The organism is Erythrobacter sp. SCSIO 43205 (genome assembly GCF_019904235.1).
GTDB lineage: Bacteria > Pseudomonadota > Alphaproteobacteria > Sphingomonadales > Sphingomonadaceae > Erythrobacter.
This window is the reverse complement of sequence record NZ_CP063202.1, coordinates 3,161,896-3,179,188: the sequence shown is the minus strand read 5'-3', so window position 1 is coordinate 3,179,188 and position 17,293 is coordinate 3,161,896. Positions and strand designations below refer to the sequence as shown.

Below are 17,293 nucleotides of genomic sequence, written 5' to 3'. Positions count from 1 at the left end.
AGAAGGGGCGCTTCCACCGGAGTGGAAACGCCCCTCGTCATTTGTCTGGTGCGGGCGCTCCTAAAACTCGCTCCAATCCTGATCGTCTTCAAACGCATCAAATTCCGGTTGCAGCGCTGTATTACCGGCCACCTCCGGCATGGGAGCGTGTGGAACCGGTTCAGGCGCTGGAGGTGGCGCAGGCGGTGGGGGCGTATGCGCTTTTTGGGGCTGGGGTGCGGGCGTTGGGGCAACCGCTTCAACCGGCTTTTTGGGCGCGGGCGGCGGCAGGCTTGGAGTGGTTTGTGCCTGCGCCACGGCTGGATTCTTCTTCCCCCTCAACGGCAGGTAAATGCTCTCATCATCAGCTTGCGGCTCTGTGCGCGGGGCCTTTCGCTCATCGGTGCGGAACTTGCCGATGAGGATCGCAAGCTCTTCTGACTGTTCCGAAAGATTGCGCGCGCTCGCTGCCGTCTCTTCGACCATTGCGGCGTTTTGCTGCGTCATCTTGTCCATATCGGCTACGGCATCGCTGACCTGCTCAATGCTGCTCGCCTGAGCGCTGGCGCCCTCGGCAATCATCTGAATCTGCGCATTTACCTCGCCAACGCGCGCAACAATGCCTTCCAGAACCTTGCCCGTCTCTCCGACGAGAGACACACCCTGATCAACTTTTGCGGTCGAAGCTGAGATCAGTTGCTTGATGTCATTGGCAGCCTCAGCGCTGCGCTGAGCCAGCGCACGCACTTCGGTGGCAACCACGGCAAAACCCTTGCCCGCATCACCCGCGCGCGCGGCTTCGACCCCGGCGTTAAGAGCAAGCAAGTTCGTCTGGAACGCGATGCCTTCGATCACATCAATAATTTGTGTGATCTCCTTTGAGGAGGCTTCGATCGAATCCATTGCGCTGACCGCTTTGGTCACCACTTGTCCGCCGTCTGTGGCTTGCTTGTGGGTTTCGTCGATGGATGTTTTGGCTTCAGAAGCATTCGTCGCGGTTTGACGGATAAGATCGGTCACCTGCTTCATCGCGGCAGCGGTTTCTTCAAGGCTGGCGGCCTGAGTTTCGTTGCGATGCGCGAGATCATTGGATGCTGCGCTGATTTCGCTCGCGCCTTGGCGCACATTTGTGACCGAATTGCGCACACTCTCAATCAGGGCTTCAACCTCATTGGCGGACTCATTGTAGCCTTTGCGCAGTGGCTCATATTGTTCGTCCAGCTTTTTGTTCAGGCGGAAAGCAAGGTCGCCTCCAGCGAGACGGCGAAGCGAATTGAAGACAAGCTCGACGACCTCCTCTTGCTTGAGGCCATCCTCGACCTGCTTTTTGCTGTTCGCGCGAAAGACTTCGATCGCGCGGGTCATTGTGCCGATTTCATCGTCAGCATGATCGTGGCGCTTGCCAGCATCAAGGTTGCCCGCAGCCATCGCTTCCATCGTGTCGGCGGTTTCCTTGATAGGGGCCAGAACCTTTGAACGCAGGAAATACAAGCTGCCGACATTGGCAAGAAGCAGAATGAGCGCGGTTATTGCGAGCATGATCTTGACCCACAGGACGGTCGTCCAGGAGCTTTCAGCCAGGCTTTCTGAAAGCTCGTCCACTCCTGCAACGAGAGTGTCGATTGTGGCCCGGTGCGAATTGTAGTGTGCGCCAAGGCGTTGGAGCGACGCCTCTGCTGCACGCCGGTTGCCGCGCTGCATCGCGGGAATCAATCGTTCCTCGATCTCACGCCAGAAGGCTGTGCCATCCGTTGCCACGGTCTTGGCAATGCCAGACTTCAAATTGTCCTGAAGATCAGATGCCGCCCAGTAATCAGCCCGCTCGCGCCATTCTTTTTTCAGACGGTTAAGCGTTGAGACGTGAGCATTGAAATTGTCCGGTTCGCGCACCAGCAAATTGGCGACCAGATAGCTTTCAACCAGATATTCCGGCGGCGGAAGGATGTCGGCCTTGAATTCGTTCACCTGGCTGTCGCGGCGGTCCATTTCGCCGCCGAACCTGATCTGGTTGATGCCCAGAAATGCGACGATACCGGCGATCAGCATTAAAGCGATGACGGCGCCGCCAATGCGGGTGCTGGCTTGGTTGATGGTCACGGCCGTTCCTCAATACATTGAAAAATTCGAGTGCGGGATGTCGGCGTTTAACCATGGAATGACTGGATCGCGTTGAGGGGAGAGTAGGTAGCTCGCCGGAGCTTGAGGACTAAGATGTTCACATTCTCATCGAAAATGCCCGCGTCACGTTCAGACACAAGAAAGGGACGCTTTCCCGCATAGGAAAGCGCCCCTCAATTGTTCGCTTTGATATTCTTTCAGGTTTCAAAGAACCTGTTTTTAGACAACGCCAAACGCCAGCATCGCATCGGCGACTTTCTTGAAGCCTGCGATATTTGCGCCCTTCACATAGTCGACATAACCGTCGCCCTGGTCGCCATATTCGGTGCATTTTTCGTGGATGCCCGCCATCAGATCGGTCAGCATTTCGCCAAGGCGTTCGTGGTTCCAGCTGATGCGCTCTGAGTTCTGGCTCATTTCGAGGCCGGACACCGCCACACCGCCAGCATTGGCGGCTTTACCCGGACCGTACATGATCTTTGCATCGTGGAAGACCTTCACGCCCTCAAGTGTGGTTGGCATATTTGCGCCTTCCGATACGCCCTTAACACCATTGTCGACGAGCGCTTTGGCTTCGTCTTCGTTAAGTTCGTTCTGGGTTGCGCAAGGCAGTGCAAGATCGGCTGCGACGCTCCACGGACGCTCACCTTCATGATAGGTGGCGCCTGAGAATTCATCCACATATTCGCTGATCCGACCGCGCTTGACGTTCTTCAGGTGCTTTACCCAATCGATTTTCTCTTGGGTGATGCCGTCAGGATCATGAATAAAACCGCCCGAATCCGACAAGGTTAAAACCTTGCCGCCAAGCTGGACGATTTTCTCGGCGGCATGGGTCGCCACATTGCCGGAACCCGAAATAACAGCGCTGTGGCCTTCGACATCCATGCCTTTGTGCTTGAGCATATTTTGCAGGAAATAAACCGCACCATAGCCGGTCGCCTCGGGCCGCATTTGCGAGCCGCCATATTCCTGACCTTTGCCCGTCAGAACGCCTTCCCAGCGCCCCGTAATGCGTTTGTATTGACCAAACATATAGCCAATTTCGCGCCCGCCAACGCCAATGTCGCCCGCTGGTACGTCAGTATCGGGGCCGATGTGGCGATAAAGCTCTGTCATGAAGCTTTGGCAGAAACGCATGACTTCCGCGTCGGACTTACCCTTGGGGTTGAAGTTTGCGCCGCCTTTGCCCCCGCCCATGGGAAGGCCGGTCAGAGAATTTTTGAAAGTCTGTTCAAAGGCGAGGAACTTCAGGACGCTTTCGGTCACCGAGGGGTGAAAGCGAATGCCGCCTTTATAGGGGCCAATGGCATTGTTGTTCTGAACCCGCCAGCCGCGCTGGACGCGGATGTTGTGATTGTCATCTTCCCAGCATACGCGGAAACTGACGATGCGGTCAGGTTCAGCGATCCGGCGAAGGATCTGCGCTTCGTGATATTCGACCTTATCGGCCATAAATTCAAAAATGTCCTGAGCAACCTCATGGACTGCCTGGACAAATTCTGGTTGCCCCGGATTGCGCTTTTTCACGCCTTCCATGAATTGTTCGAGATTTACGTGGTCGGAAACCGGCATTGCTACACCCCCCAAAATGGAAACAACGCGACCGCTTTGTTTTGTTTTGCGTGGCGGGTGTATCGGCAAAAACTGCGCTTGGCGCAAGTGTAAGCATACACACTCCCGTCTCCAAGCTCCAAAAGGCAAGGGTCATAGCCAGTGGTGCCAACCAGCGCGGGGTTGCAAATGGCGCGCGAAGCTGGGTAAAGCAGGAACCTGAGCAAGCGCAGCCATCAGAGCTTTTCGCGCAGCTGGGCTCCCTTTGTCAGTCCGGCACGAACCCGGCCCGCACAGTCCTTGCGACCTTTGCGGCACAAAAATCGGACGCACTTTTTTCATGCACAGCCCGCAAGCTGACCAGAACACTCGCGACGACACCGGCTCTGACCTCCCGATTGCGCCGCCTCTGGTCGAACTTCCAATCGATACCCATGACGCAGGGTTTTATGACGGCTTTGCCCGAGAGGTCGCCATTCCGGGCAAGGTGATCGTCTCGTTTCTTATTATCTGGGCGATCTTTTTCCCCGCGCAGGCCATCGCAACCCTTCAGATTGCCAACAATTCGATCATCGAGATTTTCGGCGGCTGGTATGTCTATCTGGTCGCAGCCGTGATTGTCACGTGCCTTGGCCTTGCGCTTTGGCCGGCTTCAGGGCGATTGCGGCTGGGCGGGCCGGGTGAGATGCCTGAATTCACGCGATTTTCCTGGTTCGCCATGTTGTTTGGCGCAGGCATCGGCATAGGGATGCTGACTTTCTCGACTGGAGAGCCGCTCGCGCACTTTTCCAACAATCCCGATATTATTCGCGGCACGATTGAGGCGCGTTCAGCACAAGCGGTGCGTCCGGCCTATCTATACACCTTTCTGCACTGGGGGTTTGGCGCGTGGTGCACCTATGCGCTTGTTGGGTTAGGGATCAGCTATGTTGCGCACCGCCGCGGCCTGCCACTGACCATCCGCTCAAGCCTTGCGCCACTTTTTGGAGAGCGCCTGTCCGGCTTTTGGGGCCATGTGGTAGACGTGGTGGCTGTGGTCGCGACGATCCTTGGCGTCTCTTACACGCTTGGCTTTGGCGTCGAGCAATTTGTCGCAGGTTTGTACCGCATCGGGTTTGGCGACTGGTTGATGGTGATGGACCCCTGAAACGCAGCAGATGGGCGCGTCTGCTATAGCGATTGTGGTCGCTTTGGCTGTGCTGGTCGGCGCCTCGACCATCAGCGCGCTTTCCGGCGTTGGCAAGGGCATCAAATGGCTCTCTAACCTCAATATGGGCCTGTCCTTTGCGCTCCTTGCATTATTCGTCGGTGTTGGTTCAGCGCTGTTCGGACTTGAGCTTTTGGGACAGGGGTTGTGGGACTATTTCATCACTTTGCCGCAGCAAACGCTCACCCTTTACAGCAGCGATGGCAGCGAGGTGGGGGAGGCGCTGGTCGATTGGCAATTGGGCTGGACCGTGATGTACTGGGCCTGGTGGATCGCCTTTGCGCCTTTTGTCGGTATGTTTATCGCCCGCATTTCCAAGGGACGCACCTTGCGTGAATATGTGCTGGGCGTTGCCATGGTGCCTTCGCTCATGTGCTTTATCTGGATGACCCTTGTGGGCGGGACCGCGATTGATCTTGAGCTGTCGGGCGTTGCTGGCGGCTCTATTGTCGATGCGCCGATGGCTGATCAATTGTTTGCGACCTTGGCGCTGCTGCTCGATCCTGCGGTGGCTTCGATTGTGGCAGCGCTGATCGTTATCTTGCTGATGACATATCTCATAACCTCTGCTGACAGCGCCATCCTGATCGTCAACACGATTAACGGCGCGGGCGATGATGAGGGGCAGCGGCGCTATCACATCATCTTTTGGGGGCTGGCGCTTGCCATGGTGGTGGGCTCAATGCTCATCCTTGGCGGTCTTGAGGCCATTCGCATCACAATGATTATCGGTGCTTTGCCGTTCTCTTTTGTCTTGTTTCTGATGGGCATCGCGATTGTGAAAGCGATTGTCTACGACCTCATTCGCAAAAAGCACGGCATACCCACCACTGCCGAGGGTTGCGAGAATTGGGATGGAGAAGTTACGTGCAAGTGAGGACTTGAATGACCACTTAAGGTTTTCAAGTAAAAGTGTTCAAATAATGTGATTGCAAAAACTAAAGTGAATTCACGCTCTACATACTTGAAGAAGTTTCTTTATAAATCCATGCTTAACTCATGTTTCCTTGTGAATACATGAATCTGTTCTTCCTCGGCATTACATTGTTGTTTCATTGCAACACTGTTTCATAGCTTTGGGAAATGGGCGGCACCCCGGTGGCCAGAGGCGATTCGTCTTGTTAGTTCCCGCGCTCGCGCGCCCCATGTCTTGTTTTTCTACAATTCGTGTTGAGCGCGCTCTTCCTGGATGAGCTGGCGCCCCTTCGCGCCGCACCCTTCATCCGCAGGCCAAGAGGAATACATAATGAAGAACATCATTACCGGCGCGTCGCTAGGCGCGTTGGCGGTTGCAATCGCTTCACCTGTCGCGGCGCAAGACGCCCCGGCTCCTGCTGCTCAAGAGCAGCGTCAAGGCGGTGTCGGCACCATCGTCGTTACCGCGCAACGTCGCAGCGAAGATTTGCAGGATGTGCCGATTTCCGTGTCGGCCATCGGCGAAGAGCAGCTCGATGAACTCAACATCGACACATTCGAAGATTACCTCGATCAAATCCCGTCGGTCACAGCTGGCGGCAATGGCCCGGGTCAAAGCACGATCTACATCCGCGGTCTTGCATCCACCACGCCAAATATCACGGTTGCTGGCGTTGCGGGTCTTGCTCCGAACGTCGCGCTTTACCTGAACGATCAACCGCTTTCACAGCCGGGCCGTAACCTCGACGTTTACGCCGCTGACCTTGAGCGGATCGAAGTGCTTTCCGGCCCTCAAGGCACGCTGTTTGGTGCAAGCTCGCAAGCAGGCGTTGTGCGCCTCATCACAAACAAGCCTGACCTTTCCGGTTTCTCAGCGAAGTCGTCAGCTGGGGTTTCCTTCACCAAGGGCGGTGAAGCAAGCTATCAGGGCGAATTTATGATCAACGTGCCGGTCACCGACACGTTTGCACTTCGCGGTGTGGCATACCTTGATGACCAAGGCGGCTATATCGACAATGTGCCGGGCACCCGTGACCTTACTGAAAGCGCGCGTTTTCGCCCAGAGGGCACGGTCCGCGCCAATGGCGTTCCGGTGTCTGCGGTGCGCGCTGGTTTCCAATCGACCGACGACCTGTCGGGCGTGACCTTCCTGCAAGCTGACAACGCTGGCCTTGCGCAAGAGAACTTTAACGACACGCAATATGCGGGCTTCCGTGTTTCGGGCCTCTGGGAAATCACCCCGGATTGGACCGTCAACATCTCGCACCAGCGTCAGAGCCTTGAATCAGATGGCGTGTTCTTCGTCGATCCGACGCTTGAAGACCTCGCGATTGAGCGTTTTGAAGAGGACCGTCTCGAAGACGATTTCTCGAACACCAGCTGGACCGTCGAAGGGCGTATCGGCTGGCTCGATGTAATCTACACCGGCGCTTATACCGACCGCGAAAGCGATCAGCGCGCAGATTACACCGACTACCTGTTTGCCGGGCAATATCTGCCATATTACATCTGCGATGGATCGGTATCTTACCCCGGCACCGGCAATGACCCAAGCGGCACGTGTCAGGCGCCAAATCTTTACATCAACTCTGTGTCGAACACCGAAGTGTTTACGCAAGAGCTTCGTTTCTCGACACCTGATGACTGGCGTGTGAGCGTTCAGGCCGGTGCTTTCTATTCCGACCTTAGCCTCGAAGAGCGCGTGGACTTTGCCTACCCTGGCAATGTGCTGGCGCAGCCTTTCGGTCCGTTTGCTCCCAACTTCCCGCAAACGACCGGCTTTACATCGGACCCCGGTCCGTTCCCTGCCGAGACGATCTTCCGGAACGACATTCGCCGGACCGATGAGCAATTCGGCATCTTCGGTGAAGCCAAATTCGATGTCGTACCTGACCTGCTCTCGGTAACACTGGGCGCGCGTTACTACGACGTTGAAGTCGACTTCGAAGGGTCCGCCAACGGTTCGTTCTGTAACTCGGGCGCAGCGCAGGATGCCAATGCCTTCGGCACCGACATCAGCGACCTGTATAATGGGGATGGTCAATTCACCTTTATCGGATCGTGTGACGCGTCGCTGCGCCAGACGTTCGACCTCAACGATAGCCTTGCCGATATTCAGGCCGCCGGCCTTACCGAAGCTCAGGCAACGCAGGTCTTTAACGCCGTTCGCGCTCCCGATGTGGCAGACACAAGCGGCGTTATCTTTAAAGGCACCGTCACTTTGACGCCAACGCCTGACACGCTGGTCTATGCAACCTATTCGGAAGGCTTCCGTCCAGGCTTGCTTAACCGTCCGGGCGGCGCTGTTGGTGCAGGCGGTTTCGTCGTTCCGTTCGAGCTCGATACCGATGAAGTGAAGAACTACGAGCTGGGTTGGAAACTCGACCTAATCGATGGTCAATTCCGCTGGAACGGCTCGGCCTTCTTCGTCGATATTTCAAACCTGCAAACCCAGATTTTCGATCCTTCGATCACCAACCTTTTCTTCTCGTCCAATGCGGCGGATGCAGAGATTTACGGGATTGAATCGGACTTCATGATTGCACCCTATTCGACACCGGGGTTGAGTTTTGCTGGCGCGTTTTCGATCCTCGATACAGAGATCACCGACGTGCTGATCCCGACGAATGATGTGATCGCTGGCGAAGAATTGGCCTATGCGCCAGGCTTCCAAGGCAACATCCGTATGCGTTACGAATGGGATGTGTCGGACACGCTTGAGGCTTACATTCAGCCGCAGATGACCTATTCGGCATCCAAGTTCACCGACATCATCGAGATCAACAAGATCAAGCTAGACAGCTACACCACTTTTGACCTGTCTGCAGGTGTAAAAGCGGACCGTTGGAGCTTTGAAGTCTTCGGTGAGAACCTTTCAGACGAGCGGGCCGAAATTTCCGGTACTTTTGGAAATGACCGTGAGCGCATCGTCATCAACCGTCCATTGACGGTGGGTATGCGCGTTTCGTTCGACTATTAATCGGACAGCACAATTTCAAAGCGGCGGGAGTGGCATATGTTCACTCCCGCCGTTTTGCTGTCTAAGGGATACGCATGAGCCGCACAGAGCAATTACAATCCGCGCAAAAAGCGCTTCAAGCAGGGCAGTTTGAGGCGGGGCTTCAAACGGCAAAGGATATTCTCGCTGACGAACCAAGCGACGGCGAGGCGCTTTACATGGCGGCGGTCGCGTGCCGCTATCTGAAGCGATTTGACGAGGCGGCGGAGCATTTGTCGGCGCTCCATACCGCCATGCCCGAATATGGCCGCGCTTGGCAGGAGCAGGGGCACCTTGCTTTGGCACGCGGGGACGAGCAGGGCGCTCTGGCGGCGTTTGTTCGCGCTACCCGATTCAACCCGGCATTGGAGGCAAGCTGGCGCGAGCAGGCGCGGCTTGAAGCGGCGGCTGGCCGCATGGCTCAGACAAACGCTGCGAAGGCGCAACAGGAGCGGTTGGCAAAACTGCCGCGCGAATTAGTGGCGGTAACAAACCATCTTGCAGAAGGGCGTATTGCGCGGGCCGAAGAAATTTGTCGCCATTACCTCATAACCCATCCCTCGAAAGATGCCGCGCATATTGAGGGGATGCGGCTGCTTGCCAAGATCGGGATTGAACTTGGCGTTCTTGATGATGCAGAGTTTCTTCTCGAAAGCGCAGTCGAGTTTTCGCCAGACGACGTACAGCTTCGGCTGGATTATATCGACGCGCTGCGGCGGCGGCAGAAATCGGCGGAGGCGCTCGAACAGGCCGAATTGCTTATAAAGCGCGATCCCGACAGCCCTGTTTTCCAATCCCGCCTCGCGATTGAGCGTATTCAAATGGGCGACTATGAAGGTGGACTCGAGCTGTTTGATAAAGTGCTCGAAAAGCTGCCCAATGACCCCGCAAGCCTGACCAGCAGAGGCCACGCGCTTAAAACCAAGGGCGACCGGGGCGAGGCGGAGGAAAGCTACCGCGCCGCCATTGCCGCCAAGCCCGATCACGGCGATGCCTATTACGCGCTCGCCAATCTCAAGACCTATCGCTTTGATGGCGCGGAAATCGCCGCAATGAAGCGCCAAGTTCAGCGCCCGGACCTTGCCTTCATGGACCGCGTGCACCTTCACTTTGCGCTTGCCAAGGCGTGTGAAGACGAACGTGATTACGAGGCCGCGTTTGCGAATTACGACGCCGGCAATAGCCTCAAACGCGCCCAGACCCGTTACAAAGCGGAAGCCATGAGCAAGGAGCTCGCGCGGCAGAAAGAACACTGCACGAGCGAGCTTTTCGCCAAGCACCAAGGCGCAGGGCACAAGGCACCCGATCCGATCTTTATCCTTGGGCTCCCCCGCGCTGGTTCAACCCTGCTTGAGCAAATCCTCGCCAGCCACAGCCAGATCGACGGGACGCTAGAATTGCCCAATATTCTGGCGCTTGCCCACCGGCTGCGGGGGCGCAAGGCGGGCCAATCGCTCTACCCGCAAATTCTGCATGACCTCACCGCTGAGCAGCTTGAGAAATTCGGCGCGGACTTCATCGAGAACACCCGCATCCATCGCCAGGGTGCGCCGTTCTTCATCGATAAGATGCCGAACAACTTCCGGCACATTGGCCTCATCCATCTGATCCTGCCCAATGCCAAGATCATCGATGCGCGCCGTGCGCCGATGGATTGCTGTTTTTCAGGCTTCAAACAGCTTTTCGCCGAAGGTCAGGAGTTCACTTACGGCCTCCACGAAATCGGTCAATACTACGCCGATTATGTTGACCTCATGGACCATTGGGACACCGTCCTTCCGGGCAAAGTGCTGCGCGTGCAACACGAAGATGTGCTCGACGATCTTGAGGGCCAGACGCGGCGAATGCTCGACTTCCTCGACGTGCCGTTTGAAGAACAATGCCTCGCCTTCCACAAGACCGACCGCGCGGTGCGCACTGCTTCCTCTGAACAGGTGCGCCAGCCGATCAACCGCAAGGGACAGGATGCGTGGAAGCCCTTTGAGCCTTGGTTGGACCCGCTGAAAGAGGCGCTCGGCGACCTTGCTTAGCTGGTCGTCATTGCGAGGAGCCGCAGGCAACGCGGCAATCCATAAAGCGACCGTTTCGCCTAGGTGAACCCTCGGTTCATGGATTGCTTCGCTACGCTCGCAATGACGAGTTTTTTATATCAGTCGCGAACCCTTAGGCACGTCTTTATCCGGCGCCGCTAGCACAATCGCGCCTTCCTCATCTTCAAAGCCCAGCACCAAAATCTCGCTCATAAACGGGCCGATCTGACGCGGGGGAAAGTTTACCACCGCCATCACGGTGCGGCCGACAAGACTTTCGGGTGTATAATGCACCGTGATCTGCGCCGAGCTTTTCTTGATGCCCAACTCGCCACCAAAGTCGACCCAAAGCTTGATCGCTGGCTTGCGCGCTTCGGGAAAGGGTTCGGCGCGCACAACCTCGCCTGTGCGAATGTCCACTTCAAGAAAATCATCGAAGGAAATTTCAGCCATACTCTCTTCCGCTTTGTGAGGGGCACAATCGCGCTTTGACTTCGCGGCTATGACAGATAGATTGCAGCACGCAACTTAGCAAAACGAGAGAGAAAAGCCTTGGCCAATTTCGTCCTTAACGGGCAAGCCGTGACCATTGACGCCGATCCCAATATGCCGCTGCTTTGGGCGGTGCGGGAGAAATTGGGGCTGACCGGCACCAAATTTGGCTGCGGCATTGCGCAATGCGGGGCCTGCACCATGCATTTGGATGGCGACCCGATCCGCTCTTGCTCCACGCCTTTGAGCATGGCCGAGGGGCGCGAAGTCACCACGATTGAAGGCGTTAGCGGAGAGGATGGTCTTGCAAGCGCCATTCAAGCCGCATGGATTTCAGAGCAAGTGCCGCAATGCGGATATTGCCAATCGGGTCAGATCATGAGCGCCACGGCTCTCCTTCGCGACAATCCTTCGCCAAGCGATGCCGACATTGATGCAGCGATGCGCGGCAATATCTGCCGTTGTGGCACTTACACCCGCATCCGGCGTGCGATCAAAGTGGCAAGCGGGCAAGCTCAGCCGCGTGAAGAGGAGGCATAAGCCATGAACGATATGACTCCTGAAAAACCGGAACGCTCAAAGCTCGCCAAGTGGAGCCGCCGTGGCTTTATCGGAGCCGGTGTTCTTGCAGGCGGTGGTTTGCTGATCGGTATCGGCGTTCGCCCCGGCAATCCGGTGGGCGCGCTTTCCCCGAAAGTGGCAGGCGCTGATGAAAACCTCGTCAACAGCTGGGTTAAAGTCGGCGCGGACAACATCATCACCGCGATCGTCCCGCACTGCGAAATGGGGCAGGGCGCGCATTCAGTGCTCGCGCAAATGCTCGCCGATGAACTTGATGCCGATTGGGACAAAGTGCGCGTGCAGCAAGCGCCTACCGATGGTTCCTACGTCGTGACCGACACCGCGCGTATGTTCGTTGCGCCTTTCACCATGAATGCGGCCGATTGGATTGAGCCGACATGGAACGGCCTGTTCACGCAAATCGCGCGCATGGCCGATGCGATGATTACCGGCGGCTCATCCTCAATCCGCACCACTGGTCAGCATTCAATGCGCATCGCGGGCGCTGCGGCGCGCGGGATGTTGGTGGGAGCTGCAGCGGAAGCCTGGAACGTTCCAGCGAGCGAGATCACTACCGAGAACTCGACCCTCTTCCATAAAGCGTCCGGCAAATCTGCGCCCTATGCCGAATTCGCAGGCGCCGCTGCGCATCAGCCGATGGATCAGACCCCGCGCCTAAAAACGCCCGATCAATACCGTCTGATGGGCAAAAGCAAGGCGCGCACTGACATCCCGTCAAAAATCGACGGCAGTGCGAAGTTCGGGATCGATTCCGTGCCAGACGGGCTCGACCTTTCTTATGCCGCCGTGGTTCGCCCGCCTGTGCCCGGCACGACAGTGGTGAGCATGAACGCTGAACAAGCCAAGACCATGAGCGGCGTTCTTCAAATCCTCAACATGGGCAATTTCGTGGCGCTTGTCGCGGACAGCTATTGGCAGGCGCAGCAGGCGATCAACACCATCCAGATCGAGTGGAGCCAGTCGGAAAGCCCGATCAAAACGATGGACGATCAATACGCGAGGTTCGCTGCCGCTTTGGACGAAGCGGGTGAGACAGGCGGCGAGGAAGCGGCAAAGAAAGGCGATGCGCAAGCGGCGCTTGCTTCTGCTGCGACGAAGCTGAACGCTGAATATCGCGTGCCCTTTCTCGCCCACGCGCCGATGGAGCCGATCAATTGCACCGCGCACGTGAAAGACGGCAAATGCGACATTTGGGCAAGCACGCAGGTTCCCTTGATGGCAAGGAGCGGGGTGGCCGAAACGCTCGGACTTTCAGCTGACGATGTGACAGTGCATCACCCTTACCTTGGCGGCGGTTTTGGCCGACGCCTTGGAGCTGATGAAATGTCGATGGCTGCGCGCGTTGCGGCGGCGACGGGCTATCCGGTCAAGATGATCTGGAGCCGCGAGGAGGACACGCAAAAGGCGCTCTATCGCTGTGCCGACACGGCACGGATGCGCGCGGGGCTTGATAACAGCGGCAAGCTGGTCGCATTCGATCATGCCTTTACCCAGCGCCACGATCCCGCCGAAGCCTGTGTCCCTGCGATGTACGATATTGCAAACACCAGTGTGCGCGTGGCGCCGTCGGACTTGCACCTGCCTTTTCAGGCATGGCGTTCGGTTGACCATTCGCAGCAGGGCTTTTTCATCGAGAGCTTTATCGACGAAGCTGCTCACGCAGCGGGCGCTGATCCGCTCGAATATCGCCTTGAGATGGTCAAGGGATCACCGCGCCATGTGGCTGTGCTGAAAAAGCTCGCCGAGATCAGCGATTGGAATGGGGAGGTGGCTGAAGGCCATGCCAAAGGCGTCGCCATAGTCGAGAGTTTCGGCACCATCGTCGGCGAAGTCATCGAGGTCGACATGAGCAGCGGCAAGCCCAAGCTCGTCAACGCCTGGGCGGTGTGCGACGCAGGGTATGTGATGAACCCGGACGGTTTCAAAAACCAGATCGAGGGCGGCATGGTCTTCGGCCTCACGGCCGCGATGTATGGCGAGCTGGAGCTTGAAGGCGGAGCGATCAAGCAGAGCAATTTCCACGATTACAAAATGCTGCGCATGGACGAGACGCCCAATATCGAAGTGGCTTTGATCAATTCAGGCGATGTGCCGATAGGCGGGGCTGGGGAGCCCGGATTGCCACCAGCCGCGCCCGCTTTTACCAATGCAATTTTTGCAGCGACCGGAAAGCGTTTGCGCACATTGCCCGTTGCAAAGCAATTCGCTTAAGCCGGGTTCAGGGGAGAGTTTTGAGAATGCACAAACAGGCGATTTTCGCCGCGGGATTGCTCACCATTTCGGTGACGGCTTGCGGGTCGGCGGAGAAGCCGGAAGTGGTGGAGCAAATCGTCGTGCGTGAGCCGGGTTCGGCTGAGGTGGTCGCACCTGAAGCTCCCACACCTTCTGCTGGCGCGCTCGATCTGGTCGCGCTTGGCGAGGATGCATTTCAAACCTGCACCGGATGCCATTCTGTTGCCCCTGACGGACGATCGGCTGCGGGCCCCAACCTGTATGGCGTGATCGGACGCAAAGCGGGGAGCCTTGCTGGCTATTCTTACTCCGATGCCTTTGCAGCATCCGAGGTGGTTTGGGATGAAGCCAGCCTGGACGGTTTTCTTGCTGATCCGACGGGCTATATTCCGGGAAGCGAAATGATGGCTGGCGCGGTGCCGGATGAGCAAGCGCGCGAAGCCATCATCGCATACCTTTCAGCGCAATCCGATAACGCCTCGGGCCAATAGGTCTAGGCGACAAGGCCCTGCCATGGACCTGCCCCAAACCTTGCAGTTTTTGAGCGATGCTCAGGCCGCTGCCAAGCGCACGATTTTGGTGACGGTGTGCGGTGTTGAAGGCTCTTCCATGAGGAACCCCGGCACGATCATGGGCGTGGCAGAGGATGGTACTTACGCCGGGTCGCTTTCAGGCGGGTGCATTGAGAACGCGGTGGTATCAGAGGCGCTCGATGTGCTTAGCGAGGGCGCGCCAAGGCTCGTGCGTTTTGGTGTAGGTTCACCCTATCTCGATATAAAACTGCCATGCGGTGGCGGATTGGATGTCGCTTTCCATGAGATACGAGGGGGAGCTTTCATCAAAGCTTGCCTTGCCTCGGTTGAGGCGCGCTCGCCGTTCTCAATCGCTGCTGGTCCCGGCGGCCCTCAACACAAAGAGGGCTGGCGCAAAACTCACTTCGACCCCTCTGTCCCCGCCGCCACCTTTGGCCATTATCCGGGCCCGCACTTACAGATCATCGGCCATGGCGCGAGCGTCGAGCAGCTTGCTGGCCTAGCGCAGACTTTTGGCTGCACCGCTAATGTGCTCACCCCTGACGCACGTCTGATCGAGCAGCTGGCAAGGCGCGGCATTCCTGCTGAGCGTCTCACCCGCACCAACCAGACCGAGCTCTTGAAGAGCGACCCTTGGACCGCCACGGTTTTCCTGTTCCACGATCACGATTGGGAGATCGATTTAATGGAATCGGCGCTGTCGATGCCGCACTTTTATCTTGGCGCTATGGGAGGCAGGCGTGCCCATGCCTTTCGCACTGAGGCGTTGTCCCGGCGCGGAGTGGCGCCCGATCAGCTTGCCACCATCCATGCGCCCATCGGCCTGTTCCACTCCTCGCGCGATCCGCACACGCTGGCGCTCTCGACGCTTTCCGAAGTCATCCGCACCTATGAGGAGGCATCATGGGACGACGGTTAGGAGTGGCGCTGCTCGCGGCTGGTTCCTCGCGCAGGTTCGGGGATAAGGACAAGCTTAGCACCGAATTTCGCGGGCGCCAGCTCGGTGAATACGCCGCTGATGCCATCCCGACCAAGCTGTTCGACCGCGCATGGGTCGTCACCAGCGGTCCCGATCACCTTTGCGAGAACCATTGGCGAGCGCGGCGGTTTGAACCGCTTATCAACCTGCGGTCTGCCGAGGGGCGGGGCACTTCTGTCGCGCTTGCGGCCATGGCGGCCCAAGAGGCGCAGCTTGACGGATTGCTCATCGCGCTTGCCGATATGCCGCTTGTCCCTCCATCCCATTTCAAGGCGTTGATCGAAGAATGGGATGCGTCCGCCCCCATCACTGTGTCGGCCATTGGCGAGGCGCGAATGCCGCCTGCTCTTTTTGCCTCGCGTTATTTTAAAGACCTTGAAAACTCCAGCGGCGACCAGGGTGCTCGTGTTCTCGTTGCTCAAGGTGAGGTGGTGCCTTGCCCGCCCGAATGGTTGGCCGACATCGATACGCCAGAGGCCCTGCTGGCTCTATCGTAACCAACCACGGCTTTTCATGCTATAATCAGGCGTGTGATCCTAACCCAAGCGCGGTGAACGATGTCAGAGCCTTGCAAACATCTGCTCCTTGTTGGCGGCGGCCATGCCCACGTGGCGGTGCTTGCCGATTGGATAAAGAGCGGCCTGCCGTGCGAGCGGGCAACTCTGCTGACACCGCATCGGATGCTTCGTTATTCGGGCATGGTTCCGGGTTGGATCGCGGGCCAATATGCACGCGACGAAGGATTGGTGGACGTGGGCGCATTGGCAGCCCGCGCGGGGGTGCAATTGCTGCTCGGCCCATGCACCGGGATCGATCCTCAGGCGGGCTGGGTTAAGACCGGCGGCGGGCAGGTGATCGAATACGATGTCGTCTCGCTGGACACTGGCGGTGTCGGGCGCTCGTCGCGGATCTTGGGCAAAGCGCCAAAGCTTCTCGATATTCGCCCGATTGATCGCTTCGTCGAACGGCTCGAAAAATATCCGCTGGCCCGGCGCATTGCGGTTGTCGGGGGCGGGGCAGGCGGCGTGGAGATCGCCTTCGCTCTGAACAATCGCACCGCAAGCCCTGCGCAAGTAACACTGGTGACGGGCGCAGAGGGGCTGTTGCCCACTTTATCCAGCGCGGTGCGCCGAAAAGTAAAGCGCGAACTCGCCCGCCAGAATATCACTGTGATTGCGGAAGATGCGCGGCTTGAAGACGGCCAGTTGGCGACCGCTTCGGGCAAAGTGCCCAACCAAGACTTGATCATCGCAGCGCTCGGCAGCGGCGCTCCTGCATGGCCTGCGGCGGGCGGATTGGCGGTGGATGAAGACGGTTTTATCGCGGTCGATCAATACCAACGGTCAATCAGCCATCCCAATGTCTTTGCAACCGGAGACGTCGCCTCGCGCCAAGATCGCAGCGTTCCCCATTCTGGCGTTCATGCGGTGATGGCAGGCCCGCATCTGGCCGAGAACTTGCGCCAAGTGATGCGAGGGGACGCTCCCACCAGCGTATACAAACCCCGCCCCGCAAGCCTCTATCTCCTCTCCACCGGCGATGGCAGCGCGATTTTGAGCTATGGCCCCCTTGCTGCAAGCGGTCGCTGGGCCTCCAAGCTCAAAGCAGCCATCGACAAGCGCTGGATTTCCAAATACGCGAATTTGGCAAACAGCGTGTAACCGCGTTTACCTT

13 protein-coding genes are annotated in these 17,293 nt (G+C 57.7%); 10 read left to right on the top strand and 3 right to left on the bottom strand.

Features of this window, described 5'->3' with window-relative positions:
- Positions 1-60 precede the first annotated feature (60 nt).
- Positions 61-2,076 (bottom strand): HAMP domain-containing methyl-accepting chemotaxis protein, encoded by a 2,016-nt coding sequence (locus tag INR77_RS14970; protein ID WP_223071799.1) that lies wholly within the window; start codon positions 2,074-2,076, stop codon positions 61-63.
- 240 nt (positions 2,077-2,316) lie between these two features.
- On the bottom strand, positions 2,317-3,672 hold the full coding sequence (gene gdhA / locus INR77_RS14965) for an NADP-specific glutamate dehydrogenase (RefSeq protein WP_223071798.1): 1,356 nt from the start codon (positions 3,670-3,672) through the stop codon (positions 2,317-2,319).
- 319 nt (positions 3,673-3,991) lie between these two features.
- Here gdhA and INR77_RS15970 point away from each other — a divergent pair, with 319 nt between their 5' ends.
- The 4 genes from INR77_RS15970 to INR77_RS14950 all read left to right on the top strand — a co-directional run bounded on the left by INR77_RS15970 (position 3,992) and on the right by INR77_RS14950 (position 10,801).
- On the top strand, positions 3,992-4,798 hold the full coding sequence (locus INR77_RS15970; protein WP_255573818.1) for a BCCT family transporter: 807 nt from the start codon (positions 3,992-3,994) through the stop codon (positions 4,796-4,798).
- Positions 4,799-4,808: 10 nt separating this feature from the next.
- Positions 4,809-5,735 (top strand): BCCT family transporter, encoded by a 927-nt coding sequence (locus INR77_RS15965; RefSeq protein WP_255573817.1) that lies wholly within the window; start codon positions 4,809-4,811, stop codon positions 5,733-5,735.
- 369 nt (positions 5,736-6,104) lie between these two features.
- On the top strand, positions 6,105-8,753 hold the full coding sequence (locus INR77_RS14955) for a TonB-dependent receptor (RefSeq protein WP_223071797.1): 2,649 nt from the start codon (positions 6,105-6,107) through the stop codon (positions 8,751-8,753).
- Positions 8,754-8,827: 74 nt separating this feature from the next.
- Positions 8,828-10,801 carry a tetratricopeptide repeat-containing sulfotransferase family protein gene (locus tag INR77_RS14950; protein WP_223071796.1) on the top strand — a complete coding sequence of 658 codons (1,974 nt, stop codon included), beginning with the start codon at positions 8,828-8,830 and terminating at the stop codon, positions 10,799-10,801.
- Between the two features lie 114 nt (positions 10,802-10,915).
- Here the strand turns inward: INR77_RS14950 and INR77_RS14945 are convergent, their stop codons facing one another.
- Positions 10,916-11,254 carry a tRNA-binding protein gene (locus tag INR77_RS14945; RefSeq protein ID WP_223071795.1) on the bottom strand — a complete coding sequence of 113 codons (339 nt, stop codon included), beginning with the start codon at positions 11,252-11,254 and terminating at the stop codon, positions 10,916-10,918.
- A gap of 99 nt (positions 11,255-11,353) precedes the next feature.
- On the opposite strand from INR77_RS14945, the gene INR77_RS14940 reads away from it, so the two are divergent.
- The 6 genes from INR77_RS14940 to INR77_RS14915 are packed head-to-tail and all read left to right on the top strand — an operon-like array spanning position 11,354 to position 17,280.
- Positions 11,354-11,833: a (2Fe-2S)-binding protein gene (locus INR77_RS14940; RefSeq protein ID WP_223071794.1), complete on the top strand. Its 480-nt coding sequence runs from the start codon at positions 11,354-11,356 to the stop codon at positions 11,831-11,833.
- Positions 11,834-11,836: 3 nt separating this feature from the next.
- Complete coding sequence (locus tag INR77_RS14935) at positions 11,837-14,086, top strand: molybdopterin cofactor-binding domain-containing protein (RefSeq protein ID WP_223071793.1); 2,250 nt, start codon at positions 11,837-11,839, stop codon at positions 14,084-14,086.
- A 26-nt stretch (positions 14,087-14,112) separates the two neighbouring features.
- On the top strand, positions 14,113-14,598 hold the full coding sequence (locus tag INR77_RS14930; RefSeq protein ID WP_223071792.1) for a cytochrome c family protein: 486 nt from the start codon (positions 14,113-14,115) through the stop codon (positions 14,596-14,598).
- Between the two features lie 22 nt (positions 14,599-14,620).
- The gene (locus INR77_RS14925; protein ID WP_223071791.1) at positions 14,621-15,559 is read left to right on the top strand and encodes an XdhC family protein; all 939 of its coding nucleotides are present in this window, start codon (positions 14,621-14,623) and stop codon (positions 15,557-15,559) included.
- Positions 15,544-16,116, top strand: a complete 573-nt coding sequence (locus tag INR77_RS14920) for a nucleotidyltransferase family protein (protein ID WP_223071790.1) — start codon at positions 15,544-15,546, stop codon at positions 16,114-16,116. The genes INR77_RS14925 and INR77_RS14920 overlap by 16 nt, the downstream gene beginning before the upstream one ends.
- A gap of 60 nt (positions 16,117-16,176) precedes the next feature.
- The gene (locus INR77_RS14915) at positions 16,177-17,280 is read left to right on the top strand and encodes an FAD-dependent oxidoreductase (protein WP_223071789.1); all 1,104 of its coding nucleotides are present in this window, start codon (positions 16,177-16,179) and stop codon (positions 17,278-17,280) included.
- The last annotated feature ends 13 nt before the right edge of the window (positions 17,281-17,293 follow it).

Coding starts and splice junctions, on each gene's coding strand:
- INR77_RS14950 (WP_223071796.1), top strand. CDS start 8,828: ATGAGCCGCACAGAGCAATTACAATCCGCGCAAAAAGCGCTTCAAGCA.
- INR77_RS14935 (WP_223071793.1), top strand. CDS start 11,837: ATGAACGATATGACTCCTGAAAAACCGGAACGCTCAAAGCTCGCCAAG.
- INR77_RS15970 (WP_255573818.1), top strand. CDS start 3,992: ATGCACAGCCCGCAAGCTGACCAGAACACTCGCGACGACACCGGCTCT.
- INR77_RS14915 (WP_223071789.1), top strand. CDS start 16,177: ATGTCAGAGCCTTGCAAACATCTGCTCCTTGTTGGCGGCGGCCATGCC.
- INR77_RS14920 (WP_223071790.1), top strand. CDS start 15,544: ATGGGACGACGGTTAGGAGTGGCGCTGCTCGCGGCTGGTTCCTCGCGC.
- INR77_RS15965 (WP_255573817.1), top strand. CDS start 4,809: ATGGGCGCGTCTGCTATAGCGATTGTGGTCGCTTTGGCTGTGCTGGTC.
- INR77_RS14945 (WP_223071795.1), bottom strand. CDS start 11,254: ATGGCTGAAATTTCCTTCGATGATTTTCTTGAAGTGGACATTCGCACA.
- gdhA (WP_223071798.1), bottom strand. CDS start 3,672: ATGCCGGTTTCCGACCACGTAAATCTCGAACAATTCATGGAAGGCGTG.
- INR77_RS14925 (WP_223071791.1), top strand. CDS start 14,621: ATGGACCTGCCCCAAACCTTGCAGTTTTTGAGCGATGCTCAGGCCGCT.
- INR77_RS14930 (WP_223071792.1), top strand. CDS start 14,113: ATGCACAAACAGGCGATTTTCGCCGCGGGATTGCTCACCATTTCGGTG.
- INR77_RS14955 (WP_223071797.1), top strand. CDS start 6,105: ATGAAGAACATCATTACCGGCGCGTCGCTAGGCGCGTTGGCGGTTGCA.